The following is a 14,071-nucleotide window of genomic DNA, read 5'->3' as shown; positions in this document are numbered from 1 at the left end:
TCCCTATTCGGCTCGTTCACGCAGGACCAGGTCGACGGGCTGAACCGCCTGCTCGACGCCTTCCTGCTGCACGCTGTGCTGCTCGATCGCCGGCATCTCGCCTACATCCTGGCGACGAGCTTCCACGAGACCGGTAAGCGCATGATGCCGGTGCGCGAGGGATTCGCGACCTCGGACGCGGCCGCTCGCAAGGCGGTGGCCAGCCTCTTCGCCAAGGGGAAGATCAGTCGGAACTATGCCCTGCCGAACGCGCGGGGCCTGTCGTTCTACGGACGCGGCGACGTCCAGCTCACCTTCGAGGCGAACTATGTCGCGATGGGCAAGCTGCTCGGCGTCGACCTCGCCGGGAATCCCGATCTCGCGCTCGATCCCGCCACCTCGGCGTGGATCCTCATCGAGGGCGTGACGCGCGGCGTGTCGATCAAGGGCGACTTCACCGGCAAGGCGCTCGAAGACTACATCGCCGGCGACCGCTGCGATTATGTCGGCGCCCGTCGCACCGTGAACGGCACGGATAAGGCCTCGCTGATCGCGGGCTATGCCGCGCGCTTCGAGGCCGCCCTCGTCGCCGGCGGGATGCCGCTGACCGCCGCCCGCCTGCCGGGCGCTCTCGGTGCGCCAGCGATTGTCACGAGCGACAAGCCCGCGCCGGTGGAATCCACCAAACCGCCGGTTCGTGACAATTCGCCCCCCGCGCCGGCTCCCGCCCCGCTCGGCTTCTGGGCCCGGCTGCACGCCGCCCTCTCGCGAAAGGTCGTCTGATGCCCCGTCGCCTCTTCCGCACGCGCGTCCGCGCCTGGCTGTCCTCACTGAAGGGCTGGCGCACCTATCTCGTCGCCTTCGTCCTGGCCCTGCCTGAGATCCTGGAAGGCCTCGGCGCAGTGGATTTCAGCGCGGTGCTGCCGGCGGCAGTCGCTTCCAAGGTCGGGCTCATTCTGCTGGTCGCGCGCCTGGTGCTCGCGCCCTACCTGCGCACCCTCGCCGCCGCGAAGGCGCCGGCAGCCGAGGAGCCCCGCTGATGTGGGGCTTCCTCGCCAAGATGCTGCTCGGTCTGCCGGGCCTCGCCGACGGCCTGTTCGGTTACCTGAACAAGCGCTCCGACAACACCGTCCTGGTGAACGGGCAGAACGTCGCCGCCGACGTCTCGGTCGGACAGGCGCAGCTCGCCGCCTACGTCGAGGAGCGCAAGGTCATCGCCCAGGAGCGAGCGGCGCAGAACGGCTCGCCGTGGACCGCCTGGATGATCCCGACGGCGTTCGGGCTCTGCATGATCCACTTCGGCGCGATCGTCCTCGACTCGACCTTCCTGTTCAACTGGCGCGTGGCGAAGCTGCCGGCTCCCTACGATCAGATGGAATGGTCGATCGTCATGGCGGTGATCGGTGTCGCCGGCATCGCCGGGACCGTCCGCAAGGTGTTCTCGAAGTAGCACCCCTCCCCTGAGGAGGGGGAGGGTCACTGATCCCGCGCGACCGGAACGCTGGCGCGCCACCTCGCCCGTGGGGGCTCATGACATGACCAGCATTACCGAACCGGCCGAAGGCCAAGTCCTATTCCCGCGGCGCGCGCCGTTCTTCGCCATGCTTGCCTTCCTCGCCTCGTTCGTCGGGCAGGTCTATTGGGCCGGGACCTACACGACCACCATCGATAACCGCATCACCAGCCTCGTCGAGAGCGACCAGCGCATCACCGCCCGCTCCGACGAGCGCTGGGTCATGCTGTCCGGCCGGCTCGACAGCCTGGAGCGCGATCGCGACCGCCTGCCGAAGCTTGAGGAGCGGTTCGGCCGCGTCGAGGAGAAGCTCACGATGATGATCGAACTCCTGCGCGAGACGCGCCAGGAGCGTCGCGAGACACGGGAGCGCGGTGGCTGATTCATAACTGTGAGCAAGAGTATAAATGGACTAGCGAAGTGTACTGTGAGCGGCGGTGGAATGTGTTCGCGAATGGCGAATAATATTTAAAACTGTTCAACCTTATTCATATAAAGCTGAACTGTATTAAATTAACCAGAATTTTACTATATAGAATGCTGAAACGGTTCATTCATAGATCTGCTGATATTGATTGTTGGCTCAAAAGTCTGCTTCGACCAGTAAAATGGAGCGATGCAAATACGCGACGAGGTGAGCGAATAGAAGCGAATAGGAATAGAAATGAGTGAAATTAGATACACACTAGGTGGAAATTATGATGCAAACAACAGTCGGGAAATCGGAGATGCCGCAAATTTTTACGGCCTGATTGACCCGCCCGGTACAATACTTGTTAAGCCAAATTTCGCTGCTTTCGAAGTTCACGGCAACAATAGTGTTGTATTTCTATTAAACAGCGAAGTAACGAATTATATTGGCGTTAATACAGGTGGAATTTATATTGATGTCTCTGCCCATTCAGGCCCTGCTACTTTAGAGGGCTCGAATTATGGCGACTGGCTCCGAGGGGGCTTTGGGGACGACTACATAAAAGGCGGTCGCGGCAACGACGTGTTGGAAGGCGGACTAGGCCACAATGAAATCGATGGCGGTAGTGGGACCAACACGATTAGCTACGAACATTTCGAGCTCCCAAGTGGAACTGGAATTAACGTCTACTTAGAATTCAATTTTTCTTCTGATTCCCACGGTAGTGAAATCCTAAGCGATGTATTCTCTAATATACAGAATATTATTGGCTCCGCATTTGATGATGAACTTTATGGTTCTGAGAACAACAACTTAATCGAAGGTGGGCTGGGCGCGGACTATATTAGCGGAGGCGGCGGGGCTGGAATTGATACGGCAAGCTACGGCCGATCGGCGTCGGGTGTAACCGTAGACCTGACCCTAAATATTAACACCGGTGGGGATGCTGAAGGGGATAAGCTTTTCGATATCTCGAATATTGTAGGTAGCAAGTTTGGGGACGTCCTAAGTGGAAACGAACTTGCTAACACTTTCACCGGTAACGGCGGCAACGATGCTTTGTACGGGATGGCCGGAAACGACCGGCTGATAATCACTGACACCCCGACCATAATCGACGGAGGTAGCGGCAAGGATTTTCTCTTCGTCACGGGCGGTGGCAGTGTCAGCCTTGCCGAAGCGGCGTTCACCGGCATCGAGGCCGTCTATACCCGCAATGACACTAAGCTCGACATGTCGGCGGTCCAGACGGGCTCGAAGATCGTCTCGCAGTCCACGTTGGGCCATCACGTCGAAATCATCGGTACGTCCGGTGCCGATACGATTAAGGCCGGCAAGGGCGGAGACGCGATTGAAGGTGGCGCGGGCGGCGACAAGCTTTTCGCAGGCGCGGGCGTGGACACCTTCCACTTCCAGGCCGACTTTGGGCGCGACAATGTCTACGGCTTTACGGTTGGGACCGATCACTTCGACGTGTCAGCGCTCGTAAGCGAATTCGGTCAGATAGACATCCGCGAGTTCCATGGCGGAGCAGACACTCTGGTCACGTTCGATGGCGCAGCGGCAGCTAACAAGATTATCCTTCACGATGTCGCCGCTTCCTCACTGCACGCCGATGATTTCGGGTTCATCATCACCTAGCCAATCCGCTTCGAGCGCAGCAGCCAGATGCCCGGCCGCCGTCATGGCGCGCCGGGCTTTTTCGCGTCTGAGGCCCGGACCTCGGACCACCGTGCCCATGCCGCCTTCACCGCGTCGGCCGCTTCCTGCTTCGTTGGCGCCTCGCCGTTCAAAGCGCATCCGACATTGCCGGGCGCGGCCTGGATGCCATTCGCGAACCAGAGCCATCGGCCATCCTGTGGGCCGTCGCCCATCCGGTAGATGCGGCTGACGAGCTCGCCGTTGTCATGCGCGACGAAGTCGTGCTTGCGCGGGCTGTCGGGGTACGTGCGGGTCCATGTGACGGGCATGTCGGGAGCATAACGGTTTTCTGATCGCCCCCGACACTGGAAGCCCCTGCCCTACGGAAATCGACGGTGTGCTCTCAGGTTCACCGAACCTGCAAAACGGAACGTTGACCGAACATGGTGCGCGAACGGTTTGCTGCGGTCTGGTCTGTTCCCCAAAAACGTTGAGGATTTTCAGGAACCACTTTGCTCATAACGGTCTTGTTGCAGGTTCGAGTCCTGCCGGGCCCACCACTCTATTTCTAAGCCACTAAAATCATTTAGCTTTTCGCCCTCCATCCCGCACCTTGGCGGGTGGTGCGGGATTTCTGCGTGCTTCGCGGGCCAACTTCGCGCGGTTGGCGGTCCTTGTGTAGGTGGCGCTTTCCCGGCTGCCGTCGGCCCATCCGAACAAGGCATTGAGCTGCGCTTCGCTGGCGCCACCCTCAGCGGCCCGCCTTGCGCCAGCCTTCCGCAGACCATGGGCGGAGCCTGGGCACTTGGCAGTGCGGCACGCTTTCCCGAACCAGTTGCCGAACGACTCCTTCCCGAACGGCATGCCGCGTTCGGTCGCAAGGAACGTGAGATCGCCGGTGCGTGTCGCGGCGATCGAGGCGGCGAGCGGCGGCAAGATGGGGGCGATCACGACCATGCCCGTCTTCTCCGTCCGCATGGTGAACTCGCAATCGCGAACGTGCGGACGTCCAAGCCGCACGGCATCACCGCGGCGCAGACCGGTGTAGAGAAGCAGATCGAATGCAAGGCGCTGGCGTGTACCGATGGGCCAGTGCGCCTCGAAGCGCTCAAGCTCCTCCTCCGACCACGCATGAAAGCCGTCGTCGTTGTTGCCCGCGAGCGGCTTGATACCCAGCGTGGGATCGACGGTGACGTACCCGGCAAGGACGGCCCACCCGAACAGGCCACGCAGGGCCTTCAGGAAGTTGTTCGCCGCGTACGGGCGGTCCCGCCGGCGGTCTCTTCCGGCGAGCACGGCGCGCCGATCAATCGCTTTTAGCGGTTGGTTACCGGCCGTCTTCTCCATTGCCCGGTAGAAGCCGTGCCGCTGCTTGCGGGTAGCTGGCTTCAATTCAGACCATTCAGCCGAGGTCAGGTGCTTGGCGATGAGCCAGGACAACGTCCCGGACGTGGGCCCGTTGGATGCGACAGGCTTGCCCTCCAGCGCTGCGCGATAGTCGCGCCAGAACGCCTCGGTGCCGTAGGGCTCCGCCATGCGGGTTCGCTTGCCCTGCCCTACTCGGACGTACCAGACGACCCGATCGTGACGGGTGGTCTCGCGGACAAGATGAGGCGGCCTGGGACGGGGCATGCTATCTGTCATAGGACCACCACGGGTCCTTCCCTAGCCATATGAGGCTCGGCCTCATCGTACTCTCGGCGCTCACTTGGTCGAACCGTTTCGACTACGACGCCGTCGGCCTTCACGACTACGCGCATGACGGGGAGGCCTGCTGCCTGAACGGCACGGATAGCGCGAGCGATGTCGGCTTGGGTTACCGTCGCGGCTCGTCGGCCCATTATGCCCGAACTTTCTGTTTACCGGTGACCCAAGTCGGATGCTCTCCCTCTGGCCCAAACGGCTCGGGCAGCGCGGCCGTGACGGTGCGGTGGATCTGGTTGAGGCGATCGTTCTCGCGGTCGCCGGCCGAGTCCCGTGCGTCCTGGTCCGGCAGAACCTGATCTTTTTCGGGCACCAGATCGCCGTAGAGGTATCCCTGAAAGGCTAGGTCGACCGCGAGCAGGCCGATCTCGTCCCTCTTCCCCGGTGGCAGACGCATCCATGCCTCGCGGACATCGTCGAAGGTCGGGACCCTCATGGCACGCCCCCATTGAGGAGCAGGCCGAGCTCCGCCACGCGGGCCTCTGCGATGGCGTATTTAGGCTGATAGTCGGCAGCCAGTTGTGCCTCTTCCGCAAGCCACCAGCGAAGATGATTCAGCAGGGCCAGGGCCTCAATGCGGTTCGTGCAAGGCGTGATGAGAACTTGGTCGAGGGCGGCTTGCATGTCGCCCTGCGCCTCGTAGGCGGCATCCACATCGACATCCTCATGAGGCGCAATCTGGAAGGCGTCCCATGCGGCGCGGTGAGCGAAAATCACGTCAAATACGGTCGGTCGATTCGCGACCTCAACGCCCTGAAGGGTTTCATCTTTTCCGCCGCGCATCCACGGAAAACGTAATGTGGATTCACACCCCTCCAGGGCGGCCCCGATACGCTCGAAGCCTTCGGTGTATTCCTCGTATCGGACGCAGTGTGCGACGAGCGCCTGCAGGCCGCCCATCGTCACTGGCACCATAGCGTTCATGGCCCGGCGGGCGTCGAGGCACCGGTCCGCCGCCCGGTTGTGGGCTCGCATCGCCTCCTCATCGTCCTCGTCGAGAGTGTCGAGGATGAGTGTCAGGGCGTCGTCTGCTGCCCGGTGATCGGCGATTACAGTCAGGATTGGATCGGGCGCGTTCATGCCTTCGACCTTTCCCGCTTAGCGAAGTCCCTGGCCTGATGGAGGCGAGCGACAATGGTCTCCATCCATGAGGCGTCCTGGTTGGTCGGCCAGAACTCGTGCGCCTCGATGCGCTTGAGCAGTACGACCTCATCGGGCCGCAGGAACTTGCCGCCGACCTTCCTCGGCAGGGCCTTGCTCTCGGTGATGCAGTGCTTGGCAACCTCCCACCACGGGATCACCTGCTCTGGGTGCCAGATGGTGAGCCCGAAACGTCGGGAGGGTGATCGCGGATGGGTGTCATCCCGGCCGTCGAAGGCCGCCTCTCGGTAGGTATCGGCGTAGTTGAAGCCCTCCCCCGAGGAGAGCGGCTTGTTCACCACCTTCGCCCTCACCAGGGAGTCGGTGAGGTCGTGAAAATCGGCGTCTGCAGAAGCGAGCGTCCGGCCGATTGCCCGTACCGTCGAGACCACCTCCCCGTCGTTTTCGCTGCCAAGCAGCGGGAGCAGCTTGATGAGCTTCGGCTGGATGGAGTGGGGGATCATGACGACCCCCCTTCCGTAAACAGCGCAGGCTGCTTTTCCTGAGCCCGTGCCCAGACCTCGACGCAGGTTTCGTGGCCGAGGAGTTCGTAGGCCGCGTGGACGAAGGCCTGCCGCTTGGCATCGACCTTCGACGTCGCGTTGGCATGGGTGTCCTTGATCGCCAACGCCTTCTCAGCGCGCCGCAGCTCGCCGATGCGGGCCTGAAGCGCCGGCCGGCTCCGGCGCTTCTTCTTGAGAGCGATCTCGGCGCGGACCTTCCACGACGGATCGTCGCTCTGAAAGCCGAGGGAGATCTGGTCCTCGATAGCGAGGATGGCGCCATCGATCTCGTCGAGGATGGCCCGACCCTGCTCGGGGGACTGGATATCCTCCAGCCGGATCTCGGAGCCGTCGCGGAGAAGGATGGTGTTCACCCCGCGGATGTCGCCGGGTTGGTAAGTGCGGAGGTCGCTCACAATCAGAGCCCCCTGCCGTAAGCGTCGTTGGCGTACTCGACCGCCTCCTCAAAATCACCGCGTGAGATCGCACAACGTATAATGACACTTGCCCGTCCGATAAAATCAGATCGATTATTGGGCTGCCGAGATTTTAGTTCTTCAGCAATGAAGTTGCAGAGATGCCAAAGCCGGTCCGCCTCGTCATCTAGAAGACAATCCCCCTTCCCACTCTCGGACGTGGCATGCGTCGTAAGCGCCATGCTTTCAGCTGAGGCATTGAAGGCATCAAATGTCCGAAATAGGTCTTTAAATGCATAATCAGTGAAGTCGGGACGTGTAGGAAGTGTTTTCCCAAAGCCCTTTTGTGCGGGCTCGGTTGGCTCACTTGGCAGAGTAGCGTCGGGCTGAGCACCGAACTGGTCAGGGTATGCAAGGGCATGGAGAGCACTAACGCGAGTTGCAAGCGATGCTGCATCCATCCGGTGCTCCCGCTCAGCGGCGAGCAGGTAAAGCCTTGCGTACTCGACCACTCCGATAGTTCCGGCATCCCGTGCCTTATGGAGGCAGCGCTTCGTCCAGGAAGAGCCGTCGACCCGCCTTAACTCGGGGTAGCCGTCTCGCGCGCTGAGCATAAGCCTATCGGTTTCTCCGCATGCCGCATTGAACATCGCGACTGCCTCGGGCGATCCTGGCTCAGGAAGCGGGTCATAGCTTCGGCTGGGTGTCGTCAGCAGCTTCGTCGCAGCCGCATCGATGTCTCGATCAATAAGTGCAGCTGCCACAAACGTCTGGGCTTCAGACACAGGGGTGCGATCAACGCAATGGCGCTGTTCCATGACTTCATCTCCTTGGGTTGGGTGAAAGCCCTCGCCGGCTATTCAGACCTGCGTGGGCTGCTTCATCACGGGCGCGCCTGATTGCGAGCCCGAGTGATCTCAGGCTGCTAGCGCAATGGCCTCGCGGGTGATGGGAACTGCGGGAGGCGCGGCGCTCAGATGGGTCAGCGCGTCGGCTACGGCGTCCATTGCCTCGCCGAGATGCCAGACCTTGATCTCGTAGGGACAGAACCAGGAGCGCACGTCGCGCTCGAGGCTGGCGACATACCCGGTGAAGGTCACGAGCTGCGCCATCGTCTCGATGGGGGTTCGGACGAAGGCTGTCGTAGCAGCGTCGAAGACCCGTCTGGCCTGGTCGAGTTCCTCGGCCTGTGCCTTCAGTCCGGACGTGCGCTTCGCCGGCACGGTGTTGTGAACAAGCGCAATCAGCTCGGCTTGCGCGGCACGGTGTGTGGCGATGGCTCTATTGACGGGATCGAGCGGGCCGATCTCGGTGGCGCCTTCGAGGAACCGGGCGGCCTCGGCGGCCTCGGCGTCGGCGATGGTCTTGCGGCGGGCCATGGTCAGGCCTCGCAGCCGTAGACGACGTTGCCGACGGCCCAGAGGAGGGCGAAGGCGCATATCGGAAGAAACGGAAGGCTTTGCACGAGCATGGCTTAGCTCCCTCGCTGAGGCGATTGAGGAGTTAAACCATGTGTTGATATAAATATCAATAGGCTCTTTATCTAACGGCGGAAAAATCGCCGGTGCTCAATCAGGGTCCCTACGGGCATCACCTTCCCAGAAGGCGGGACAACAATCACTGGGAATGCATCATTGAGCGGATGGTACTCTGCAATAGTAATACCATCTGCTCTACTAAAAACGGCCTTAAATTTTCGCAGATAATGTCGGCGGCTTTCAAATTCTTGCACTACTACAATATCTCCGTATAATGGCTCAAGTTTGCTATCTATAAATACAATGTCTCCCGGCATGAAATCGGGTTTCATGCTTTCATCGTCAATCTCAAAGCTCATGATCAGATTTTGTGATGGGAAAGTAGCCGCCGCTGCCTCTCCTTCTAAAGCAGTGCGATCTTCTGAATATTTTGGGTCAAAAAATTCATGTGCACGAGAAATCTTTAACGTTTTAACTCTTCTGCGTTCCGGCTTATCTAAATAAGGCTGATGAAAATTATGATCAAATAGCAGCAAACTCATCTCGGTTTTCAGAAATGATGCCAGCATCTTTGCTCGTATTGGGTCTATATAGCTCTTTTCGGTTTCCCATTGCGATACCGCCTGAACGCTAATATTCAACGCATCAGCGATTTGTTTTTGGGTAACCCCTATCTCGCTGCGTCTTGCTTTTAGATTTTTTGCAAACTTTGCGCGCAGATCTGCAAGTGTCAGCTCATCGGTTTTATCCTTGGGGTCAAAGGGATCGAACGGCGTGAAAGGATCGGACATCGTCATGCGCGCATTCTAAAGCGTTGGTTGATTCGATCAATCAATAGGCGGTTGACCTATCATCAATCGTCGGTTTAATGGGCCAATGAGCCAGCGCGACGACGCACTTCTGAGGGCAATTCATGCAGCCGGCAGCGCCAGAGCCCTAGCTAAGAGCTTGGGCATAAGTGATCAGGCCCTATCGCAATGGGTTCGGACGCCGGCACTGCGCGTACTCGACGTCGAGCGCATCTCGAAGATATCCCGGCACGATCTGCGGCCGGACATCTACGGGGCAACGCCGCCCGTCTACGTGCCCGCCCAAATCGCTGACCAAAGGGCTGGCGCCTGATGCTGGTCCTACAGTCCCATCCGCATCAGGGACACGCTCACCTGCCCCAGCAGGGCCGCGGCGGGTGTCCCGTTTGCTATCCTGCCGCGATCATCAAGGCGGTTCGCCAGACGCTCCAGCGTTTCGACGGTAGGCGCGTCGGACAGTACCGCCACGAGATCCGCCAGCATTACGGCAAGGGCGTCCGCAATGGTGTTGGCAGTTACCTTGCCGACGGCGGCGTCTCTCCCGTCGTGAGCATCGATATGGTGCCCGGCTTGTCGTTCGGTCACGGCATCCATGGTCTTAGCATCCTGTTGGAGGGAGTGGGGTTCGCACAGCAGCACTGCGGCGGTGCGACTGGGCCGGGCAGTCGATCATCCTCCCGAGATCACCTCGACGGCCCATCCTTTCGTCTGTTCCGCCAGGGCAGCGAAGGCTCGATGCAGATCGCTCATTGCCACCGGGACAATCTCGGTGGTGGTCACCGAGTCCGCCTCGATGCTGACCCTCACATGCCCCCGGCAGCCAGTACGGCTGAATGCGAACTCGATCTCCAGCGTCTCCCCACCGAGATCGACGTCCAGTTCCCGGTCGATACTCTCCAGCTGGATCTCGAACAGCTCTTCTTCCGGCCTGCCCATCGCTGCCATCCTTCCCCGTCCCTTGGACGTCCGTGTCGGTTGGGGCCTCCCCTCGCTGGGAGGCCCGCTGCCTGATGCTGCTCAAGGACTTCATGCGGTCCGAGGACCTGTCCGACGCGGAGATGGCCGAGAAGATCGGCGACATCTCCGAGTACGGCGTGAGGAAGCTGCGCTTCCGTACCCGTGGCCCCTCGGTGCGGGTTGCCGCCCGTATCGAGGAGGTCACCGGCGGCAGGGTCCGATCGGCAGACCTGCAGCCTTTGACGAACCGCCGCGCACCTGCGGAGGCCGTATCGTGATCGTATCCGCTCGTCCCATCCTGATCTTGACGTCCGCGCTCTCCTGCCAAGGTGCCGCTTCCGTCATTCAATGTCGTCTTCGTGCTCCAGGCTACGGTCTCCACGTCAAACCTCCTCGTCACGCCCATCACTGTGACGAAGGAGCGTTGGGAGATGTCCCAAAAGTCTTGGGAGGGGTTAGTGACCGCTCTTGTTTTTGAAGCTGCCGAGGGCTTGCGCGAACTCGCGCATCCCTTCGGACCGGACGACCGGGTCAAGACACAGATCGCGAGAGCAGCGCGCCGCGCAGGCTTGTCATACTGGCGTGCTTTCGACCTCTGGTACCGCAAGGCGCGCCGTGTCGAAGCGGCCGAAATCGAAGCTATCCGAGCGGCACGTGCGTCGCGCAGCCGGGAGAGATCAGATGAGTTTGCGTGCTTGGCTGCCGAATTCGAAGCGCTTGCGGAACGCGTGTCCCGTCTGGCTGCGCGACCCGCTGGGTCGGATGCTGATGCGCTTCGGTCTCTCGCTATCCGGTCTCGGCGTCTGGCTGAGGGAGAGTGACGAATGACCATCGCCGACGATGCCTACGTCTACGACATCCCCTCTGAGCAGGCTTTGGACCGGCTCATCCGTTGGCACGACCGCCGTGCCAACGGAGACAGCCGGCTCGCCCTAGGCCTTGAGGCTGAAGGCCTCGACAAAGCGGCTGATACCAACCGCCAGCGCTCGGCCGCGCATCGCCAGACCGCCACCTACCTCAAGGCTTTCCGAGAGCGCCAAATGCCACCCAAGGCGGAATTCCGCGACCATCTAAAGGCGACCGCTAGGCCCAAGGCGAGAGTTCGCGCGCCGCCCTAATCCCCGGATCGGCACCTCGCACCAGACAAAACTATTCCAGCAACTCTTCACCGGCTGCGCAGGCAGTTTCCGGAACGGTGGCTCCATGTCTGATCTGAAGTCCAGGCTACCTGCGGACAGGAGCCTCTATAACGCCGCAGACGACAGCCTGCGTGCCCTTCGAGACGACCTGATACGTCGCGCTCGTGCGTCCGGCGACTACAGCATGGTCGTCGACTTCGGCGAACGACTGCTCCGCTACGGATGCCGCTCCATCGTAGGGGCTGCCGGCAACATCGCGGCTGCTGAGCATGCCTACCGAGCAGCCGATGACGCGGTCGCTGCCTCTCTCAACGGGGAGGCCAGATGAGCGTCGTCGCAACAAAATGGGCCAAGCGGCAGAAGGTGCGCACCACCTGCCGGGTCGTACTGACAGCCCTCGCCGACTATGCCGATAAAGCCGGCCAATGCTGGCCGTCACAGGCCACACTGGCATCCGATACTGGGCTGGCGATCCGTACGGTGCGCCTCGTTCTGGCAGAACTGACAGCCGCGGGAGTGATCTCTCGGACGCATCGCGGGAATGGTTCAGGGGGACGCGCATCCGATGTGGTGGTGCTCAACCTGGGCCAGGAATTCGATCTCCTCATAATGGAGCCGGAGCCGCTCGAACAGCCGGATTTTCCGGCAGATGATGCCGGTAAGGTCGAGGGGGGTTACCGGCATATTAAGGTAGGGTTAGCGGCATATGACGGTAGGGTTAGCGGCACCACGTGCCGGGGAAAGAACCTATCAGGAACTACCAAGAACCTAATACCTAGCCGTGATCGAACCTTTCAGGATTTAGCTCAGGGGGAGAGCCCCCCCAAATTGCCCGACCCGTACGGTGACGACGCGTTCGGCCCGGACCTCGGACCCGGCTTGGACCGCAACGGCTACCACCAGCACGATCACGACGAGGAGTTCGCCCGATGAGCCGGGAACTCCGCCCCCACCAGCGGGCCATCGTTGAGCGGCTGCGCCAATCGTTGTCTACGGGTCATCGGCGCCCGATGGTCCAAGCCCCAACGGGTGCAGGCAAAACCGTCGTGGCAGGTGCCATCGTCAAGGGTGCATTGGCGAAGGGCAAGCGGGTTCTGTTCGTCGTCCCGGCCCTGTCCCTGATCGACCAGACGGTGCGCTCGTTCTACGCCGAGGGCATCCACGACGTCGGTGTGATCCAGGGCAACCACCCGATGACGGACGCCACCAAGACGATCCAGGTGGCGTCGATCCAGACCCTCCAGCGCCGGGCGATCCCGCGCTTCGACATTGTCGTGATCGACGAGGCTCACCGCTGGTTCGAGATGCTGGGCATGTGGATGTCGTCGCCGGATTGGGCTTCTGTGCCGTTCGTTGGGCTCTCCGCAACGCCTTGGACGAAGGGGCTGGGAAAGCACTACGACGACCTCGTCCAGGTGACGACGACGAAGGAGCTGATCGAGGCCGGGTACCTGTCGCAGTTCCGGGTCTACGCGCCGAGCCATCCCGATTTAAAGGGCGTTCGGACGGTGGCAGGCGACTTTCACGAGGGGGACCTTGGGAAGGCCATGAACCAGCCGAAGCTCGTCGCAGACATCGTTCAGACGTGGCAGCGCCGCGGCGAAAACAGGCCAACCTTTGTGTTCGCGGTGGATCGGGCGCACGCCAAAGCGCTCCAGAACAGATTCATCCAGGCGGACATCTCCACCGGATACATTGACGCCTACACCAAGCCCGCAGATCGGGAGGCGATCTTCCGTCAGTTCACCGCCGGCACCGTGCGGGTCATCACGAGCGTGGGCTGCCTCACCACCGGGGTCGACCTCGATGTCCGCTGCATCGTCCTGGCTCGGCCGACCAAGTCAGAGATGCTGTTCGTCCAGATCATCGGGCGCGGCCTGCGGACGGCGGACGGCAAGGACGACTGCCTGATCCTCGACCATTCGGACACGCACCTGCGCCTTGGGTTCGTGACCGACATCCACCATGATACGCTCGACGACGGTCGCGAGCGCCAGAAGCGCGATGCGAAGGCACGCGAGGAGGCCCTGCCGAAGGAATGCACGTCGTGCAAATTCCTGAAGCCGGCCAAGGTCGCCAAGTGCCCCGCCTGCGGGTTTAAGGCGGAAAAGCAGAGCAAGATCGAGTGCGACGACGGCCAACTCACCGAGCTGACGCCGGCCCGGTTCAGGGCCAGCACGACGGAAAAGGAGTCGCTGTTCGGCCAGCTCAAGTTTTACGCGAAGCGCCGGGAGTTCTCGGAGGGATGGGCGGCACACAAGTTCCGCGAGCTGACGGGTGTATGGCCCGACCGCTACCACAACGCCCCGCTGGTTGAGCCACAGCCGTTCCTGCTGAACTGGATCAGATCGCGCCAGATCGCCTACGCGAAGGCCAAGGG

At 61.3% G+C, this 14,071-nt stretch carries 23 protein-coding genes; 12 read left to right on the top strand and 11 right to left on the bottom strand.

The features are described 5' to 3' along the window. The 5 genes from MKK51_RS03930 to MKK51_RS03910 all read left to right on the top strand — a co-directional run. A partial coding sequence (locus MKK51_RS03930) for a glycoside hydrolase family 19 protein (RefSeq protein ID WP_243975101.1) occupies positions 1 to 762 on the top strand: 762 nt, incomplete at its 5' end. Next, on the top strand, positions 762 to 1,019 hold the full coding sequence (locus tag MKK51_RS03925; protein WP_243975100.1) for a hypothetical protein: 258 nt from the start codon (positions 762 to 764) through the stop codon (positions 1,017 to 1,019). The genes MKK51_RS03930 and MKK51_RS03925, both read left to right, overlap by 1 nt. Further along, positions 1,019 to 1,429, top strand: a complete 411-nt coding sequence (locus MKK51_RS03920) for a hypothetical protein (RefSeq protein ID WP_243975099.1) — start codon at positions 1,019 to 1,021, stop codon at positions 1,427 to 1,429. Before MKK51_RS03925 ends, MKK51_RS03920 begins: the two co-directional genes overlap by 1 nt. Before the next feature lie 85 nt (positions 1,430 to 1,514). Beyond that, positions 1,515 to 1,874, top strand: coding sequence for a hypothetical protein (locus tag MKK51_RS03915; RefSeq protein ID WP_243975098.1), 360 nt, complete (start codon positions 1,515 to 1,517; stop codon positions 1,872 to 1,874). Positions 1,875 to 2,156: 282 nt separating this feature from the next. After that, complete coding sequence (locus MKK51_RS03910; RefSeq protein ID WP_243975097.1) at positions 2,157 to 3,545, top strand: calcium-binding protein; 1,389 nt, start codon at positions 2,157 to 2,159, stop codon at positions 3,543 to 3,545. A gap of 41 nt (positions 3,546 to 3,586) precedes the next feature. Here the strand turns inward: MKK51_RS03910 and MKK51_RS03905 are convergent, their stop codons facing one another. The 9 genes from MKK51_RS03905 to MKK51_RS03865 form a co-directional block, all read right to left on the bottom strand. Next, entirely contained in the window at positions 3,587 to 3,874 is a 288-nt protein-coding gene (locus tag MKK51_RS03905; RefSeq protein ID WP_243975096.1) for a hypothetical protein, read from the bottom strand. Between the two features lie 253 nt (positions 3,875 to 4,127). Next, positions 4,128 to 5,081: a tyrosine-type recombinase/integrase gene (locus MKK51_RS03900; protein ID WP_243975095.1), complete on the bottom strand. Its 954-nt coding sequence runs from the start codon at positions 5,079 to 5,081 to the stop codon at positions 4,128 to 4,130. 304 nt (positions 5,082 to 5,385) lie between these two features. Continuing rightward, entirely contained in the window at positions 5,386 to 5,685 is a 300-nt protein-coding gene (locus MKK51_RS03895; protein ID WP_243975094.1) for a hypothetical protein, read from the bottom strand. Continuing rightward, on the bottom strand, positions 5,682 to 6,329 hold the full coding sequence (locus MKK51_RS03890; protein WP_243975093.1) for a hypothetical protein: 648 nt from the start codon (positions 6,327 to 6,329) through the stop codon (positions 5,682 to 5,684). Before MKK51_RS03890 ends, MKK51_RS03895 begins: the two co-directional genes overlap by 4 nt. Continuing rightward, positions 6,326 to 6,853, bottom strand: coding sequence for a hypothetical protein (locus MKK51_RS03885; RefSeq protein WP_243975092.1), 528 nt, complete (start codon positions 6,851 to 6,853; stop codon positions 6,326 to 6,328). Before MKK51_RS03885 ends, MKK51_RS03890 begins: the two co-directional genes overlap by 4 nt. Beyond that, positions 6,850 to 7,308 carry a hypothetical protein gene (locus MKK51_RS03880; RefSeq protein ID WP_243975089.1) on the bottom strand — a complete coding sequence of 153 codons (459 nt, stop codon included), beginning with the start codon at positions 7,306 to 7,308 and terminating at the stop codon, positions 6,850 to 6,852. Before MKK51_RS03880 ends, MKK51_RS03885 begins: the two co-directional genes overlap by 4 nt. A gap of 2 nt (positions 7,309 to 7,310) precedes the next feature. Continuing rightward, positions 7,311 to 8,126 carry a hypothetical protein gene (locus MKK51_RS03875; RefSeq protein ID WP_243975088.1) on the bottom strand — a complete coding sequence of 272 codons (816 nt, stop codon included), beginning with the start codon at positions 8,124 to 8,126 and terminating at the stop codon, positions 7,311 to 7,313. Between the two features lie 99 nt (positions 8,127 to 8,225). Further along, a complete protein-coding gene (locus MKK51_RS03870) occupies positions 8,226 to 8,687 on the bottom strand; it encodes a hypothetical protein (protein WP_243975086.1) in 462 nt (153 codons plus the stop codon). A 164-nt stretch (positions 8,688 to 8,851) separates the two neighbouring features. Beyond that, positions 8,852 to 9,583 carry a helix-turn-helix domain-containing protein gene (locus tag MKK51_RS03865; RefSeq protein WP_243975085.1) on the bottom strand — a complete coding sequence of 244 codons (732 nt, stop codon included), beginning with the start codon at positions 9,581 to 9,583 and terminating at the stop codon, positions 8,852 to 8,854. A 79-nt stretch (positions 9,584 to 9,662) separates the two neighbouring features. Here MKK51_RS03865 and MKK51_RS03860 point away from each other — a divergent pair, with 79 nt between their 5' ends. After that, on the top strand, positions 9,663 to 9,908 hold the full coding sequence (locus MKK51_RS03860; protein ID WP_243975083.1) for a transcriptional regulator: 246 nt from the start codon (positions 9,663 to 9,665) through the stop codon (positions 9,906 to 9,908). An 8-nt stretch (positions 9,909 to 9,916) separates the two neighbouring features. On the opposite strand, the gene MKK51_RS03855 is transcribed toward MKK51_RS03860, so the two are convergent. Then, positions 9,917 to 10,189 (bottom strand): hypothetical protein, encoded by a 273-nt coding sequence (locus MKK51_RS03855; protein WP_243975082.1) that lies wholly within the window; start codon positions 10,187 to 10,189, stop codon positions 9,917 to 9,919. A gap of 75 nt (positions 10,190 to 10,264) precedes the next feature. Then, on the bottom strand, positions 10,265 to 10,540 hold the full coding sequence (locus MKK51_RS03850) for a hypothetical protein (protein ID WP_243975081.1): 276 nt from the start codon (positions 10,538 to 10,540) through the stop codon (positions 10,265 to 10,267). A gap of 65 nt (positions 10,541 to 10,605) precedes the next feature. On the opposite strand from MKK51_RS03850, the gene MKK51_RS03845 reads away from it, so the two are divergent. The 6 genes from MKK51_RS03845 to MKK51_RS03820 form a co-directional block, all read left to right on the top strand. After that, positions 10,606 to 10,830: a helix-turn-helix domain-containing protein gene (locus tag MKK51_RS03845; protein ID WP_243975080.1), complete on the top strand. Its 225-nt coding sequence runs from the start codon at positions 10,606 to 10,608 to the stop codon at positions 10,828 to 10,830. A gap of 403 nt (positions 10,831 to 11,233) precedes the next feature. Next, complete coding sequence (locus MKK51_RS03840; protein WP_243975079.1) at positions 11,234 to 11,380, top strand: hypothetical protein; 147 nt, start codon at positions 11,234 to 11,236, stop codon at positions 11,378 to 11,380. After that, positions 11,377 to 11,670, top strand: a complete 294-nt coding sequence (locus tag MKK51_RS03835) for a hypothetical protein (RefSeq protein ID WP_243975078.1) — start codon at positions 11,377 to 11,379, stop codon at positions 11,668 to 11,670. Before MKK51_RS03840 ends, MKK51_RS03835 begins: the two co-directional genes overlap by 4 nt. Positions 11,671 to 11,755: 85 nt before the next feature. Beyond that, positions 11,756 to 12,019, top strand: coding sequence for a hypothetical protein (locus MKK51_RS03830; protein WP_243975077.1), 264 nt, complete (start codon positions 11,756 to 11,758; stop codon positions 12,017 to 12,019). Continuing rightward, complete coding sequence (locus MKK51_RS03825) at positions 12,016 to 12,624, top strand: helix-turn-helix domain-containing protein (protein ID WP_243975076.1); 609 nt, start codon at positions 12,016 to 12,018, stop codon at positions 12,622 to 12,624. Before MKK51_RS03830 ends, MKK51_RS03825 begins: the two co-directional genes overlap by 4 nt. After that, the coding region (locus tag MKK51_RS03820) for a DEAD/DEAH box helicase (protein ID WP_243975075.1) at positions 12,621 to 14,071 on the top strand (1,451 nt) is incomplete at its 3' end. The genes MKK51_RS03825 and MKK51_RS03820, both read left to right, overlap by 4 nt.

This window comes from Methylobacterium sp. E-045, from assembly GCF_022829685.1.
Lineage (GTDB): Bacteria > Pseudomonadota > Alphaproteobacteria > Rhizobiales > Beijerinckiaceae > Methylobacterium.
This window is presented reverse-complemented; position numbering and strand designations above follow the sequence as displayed.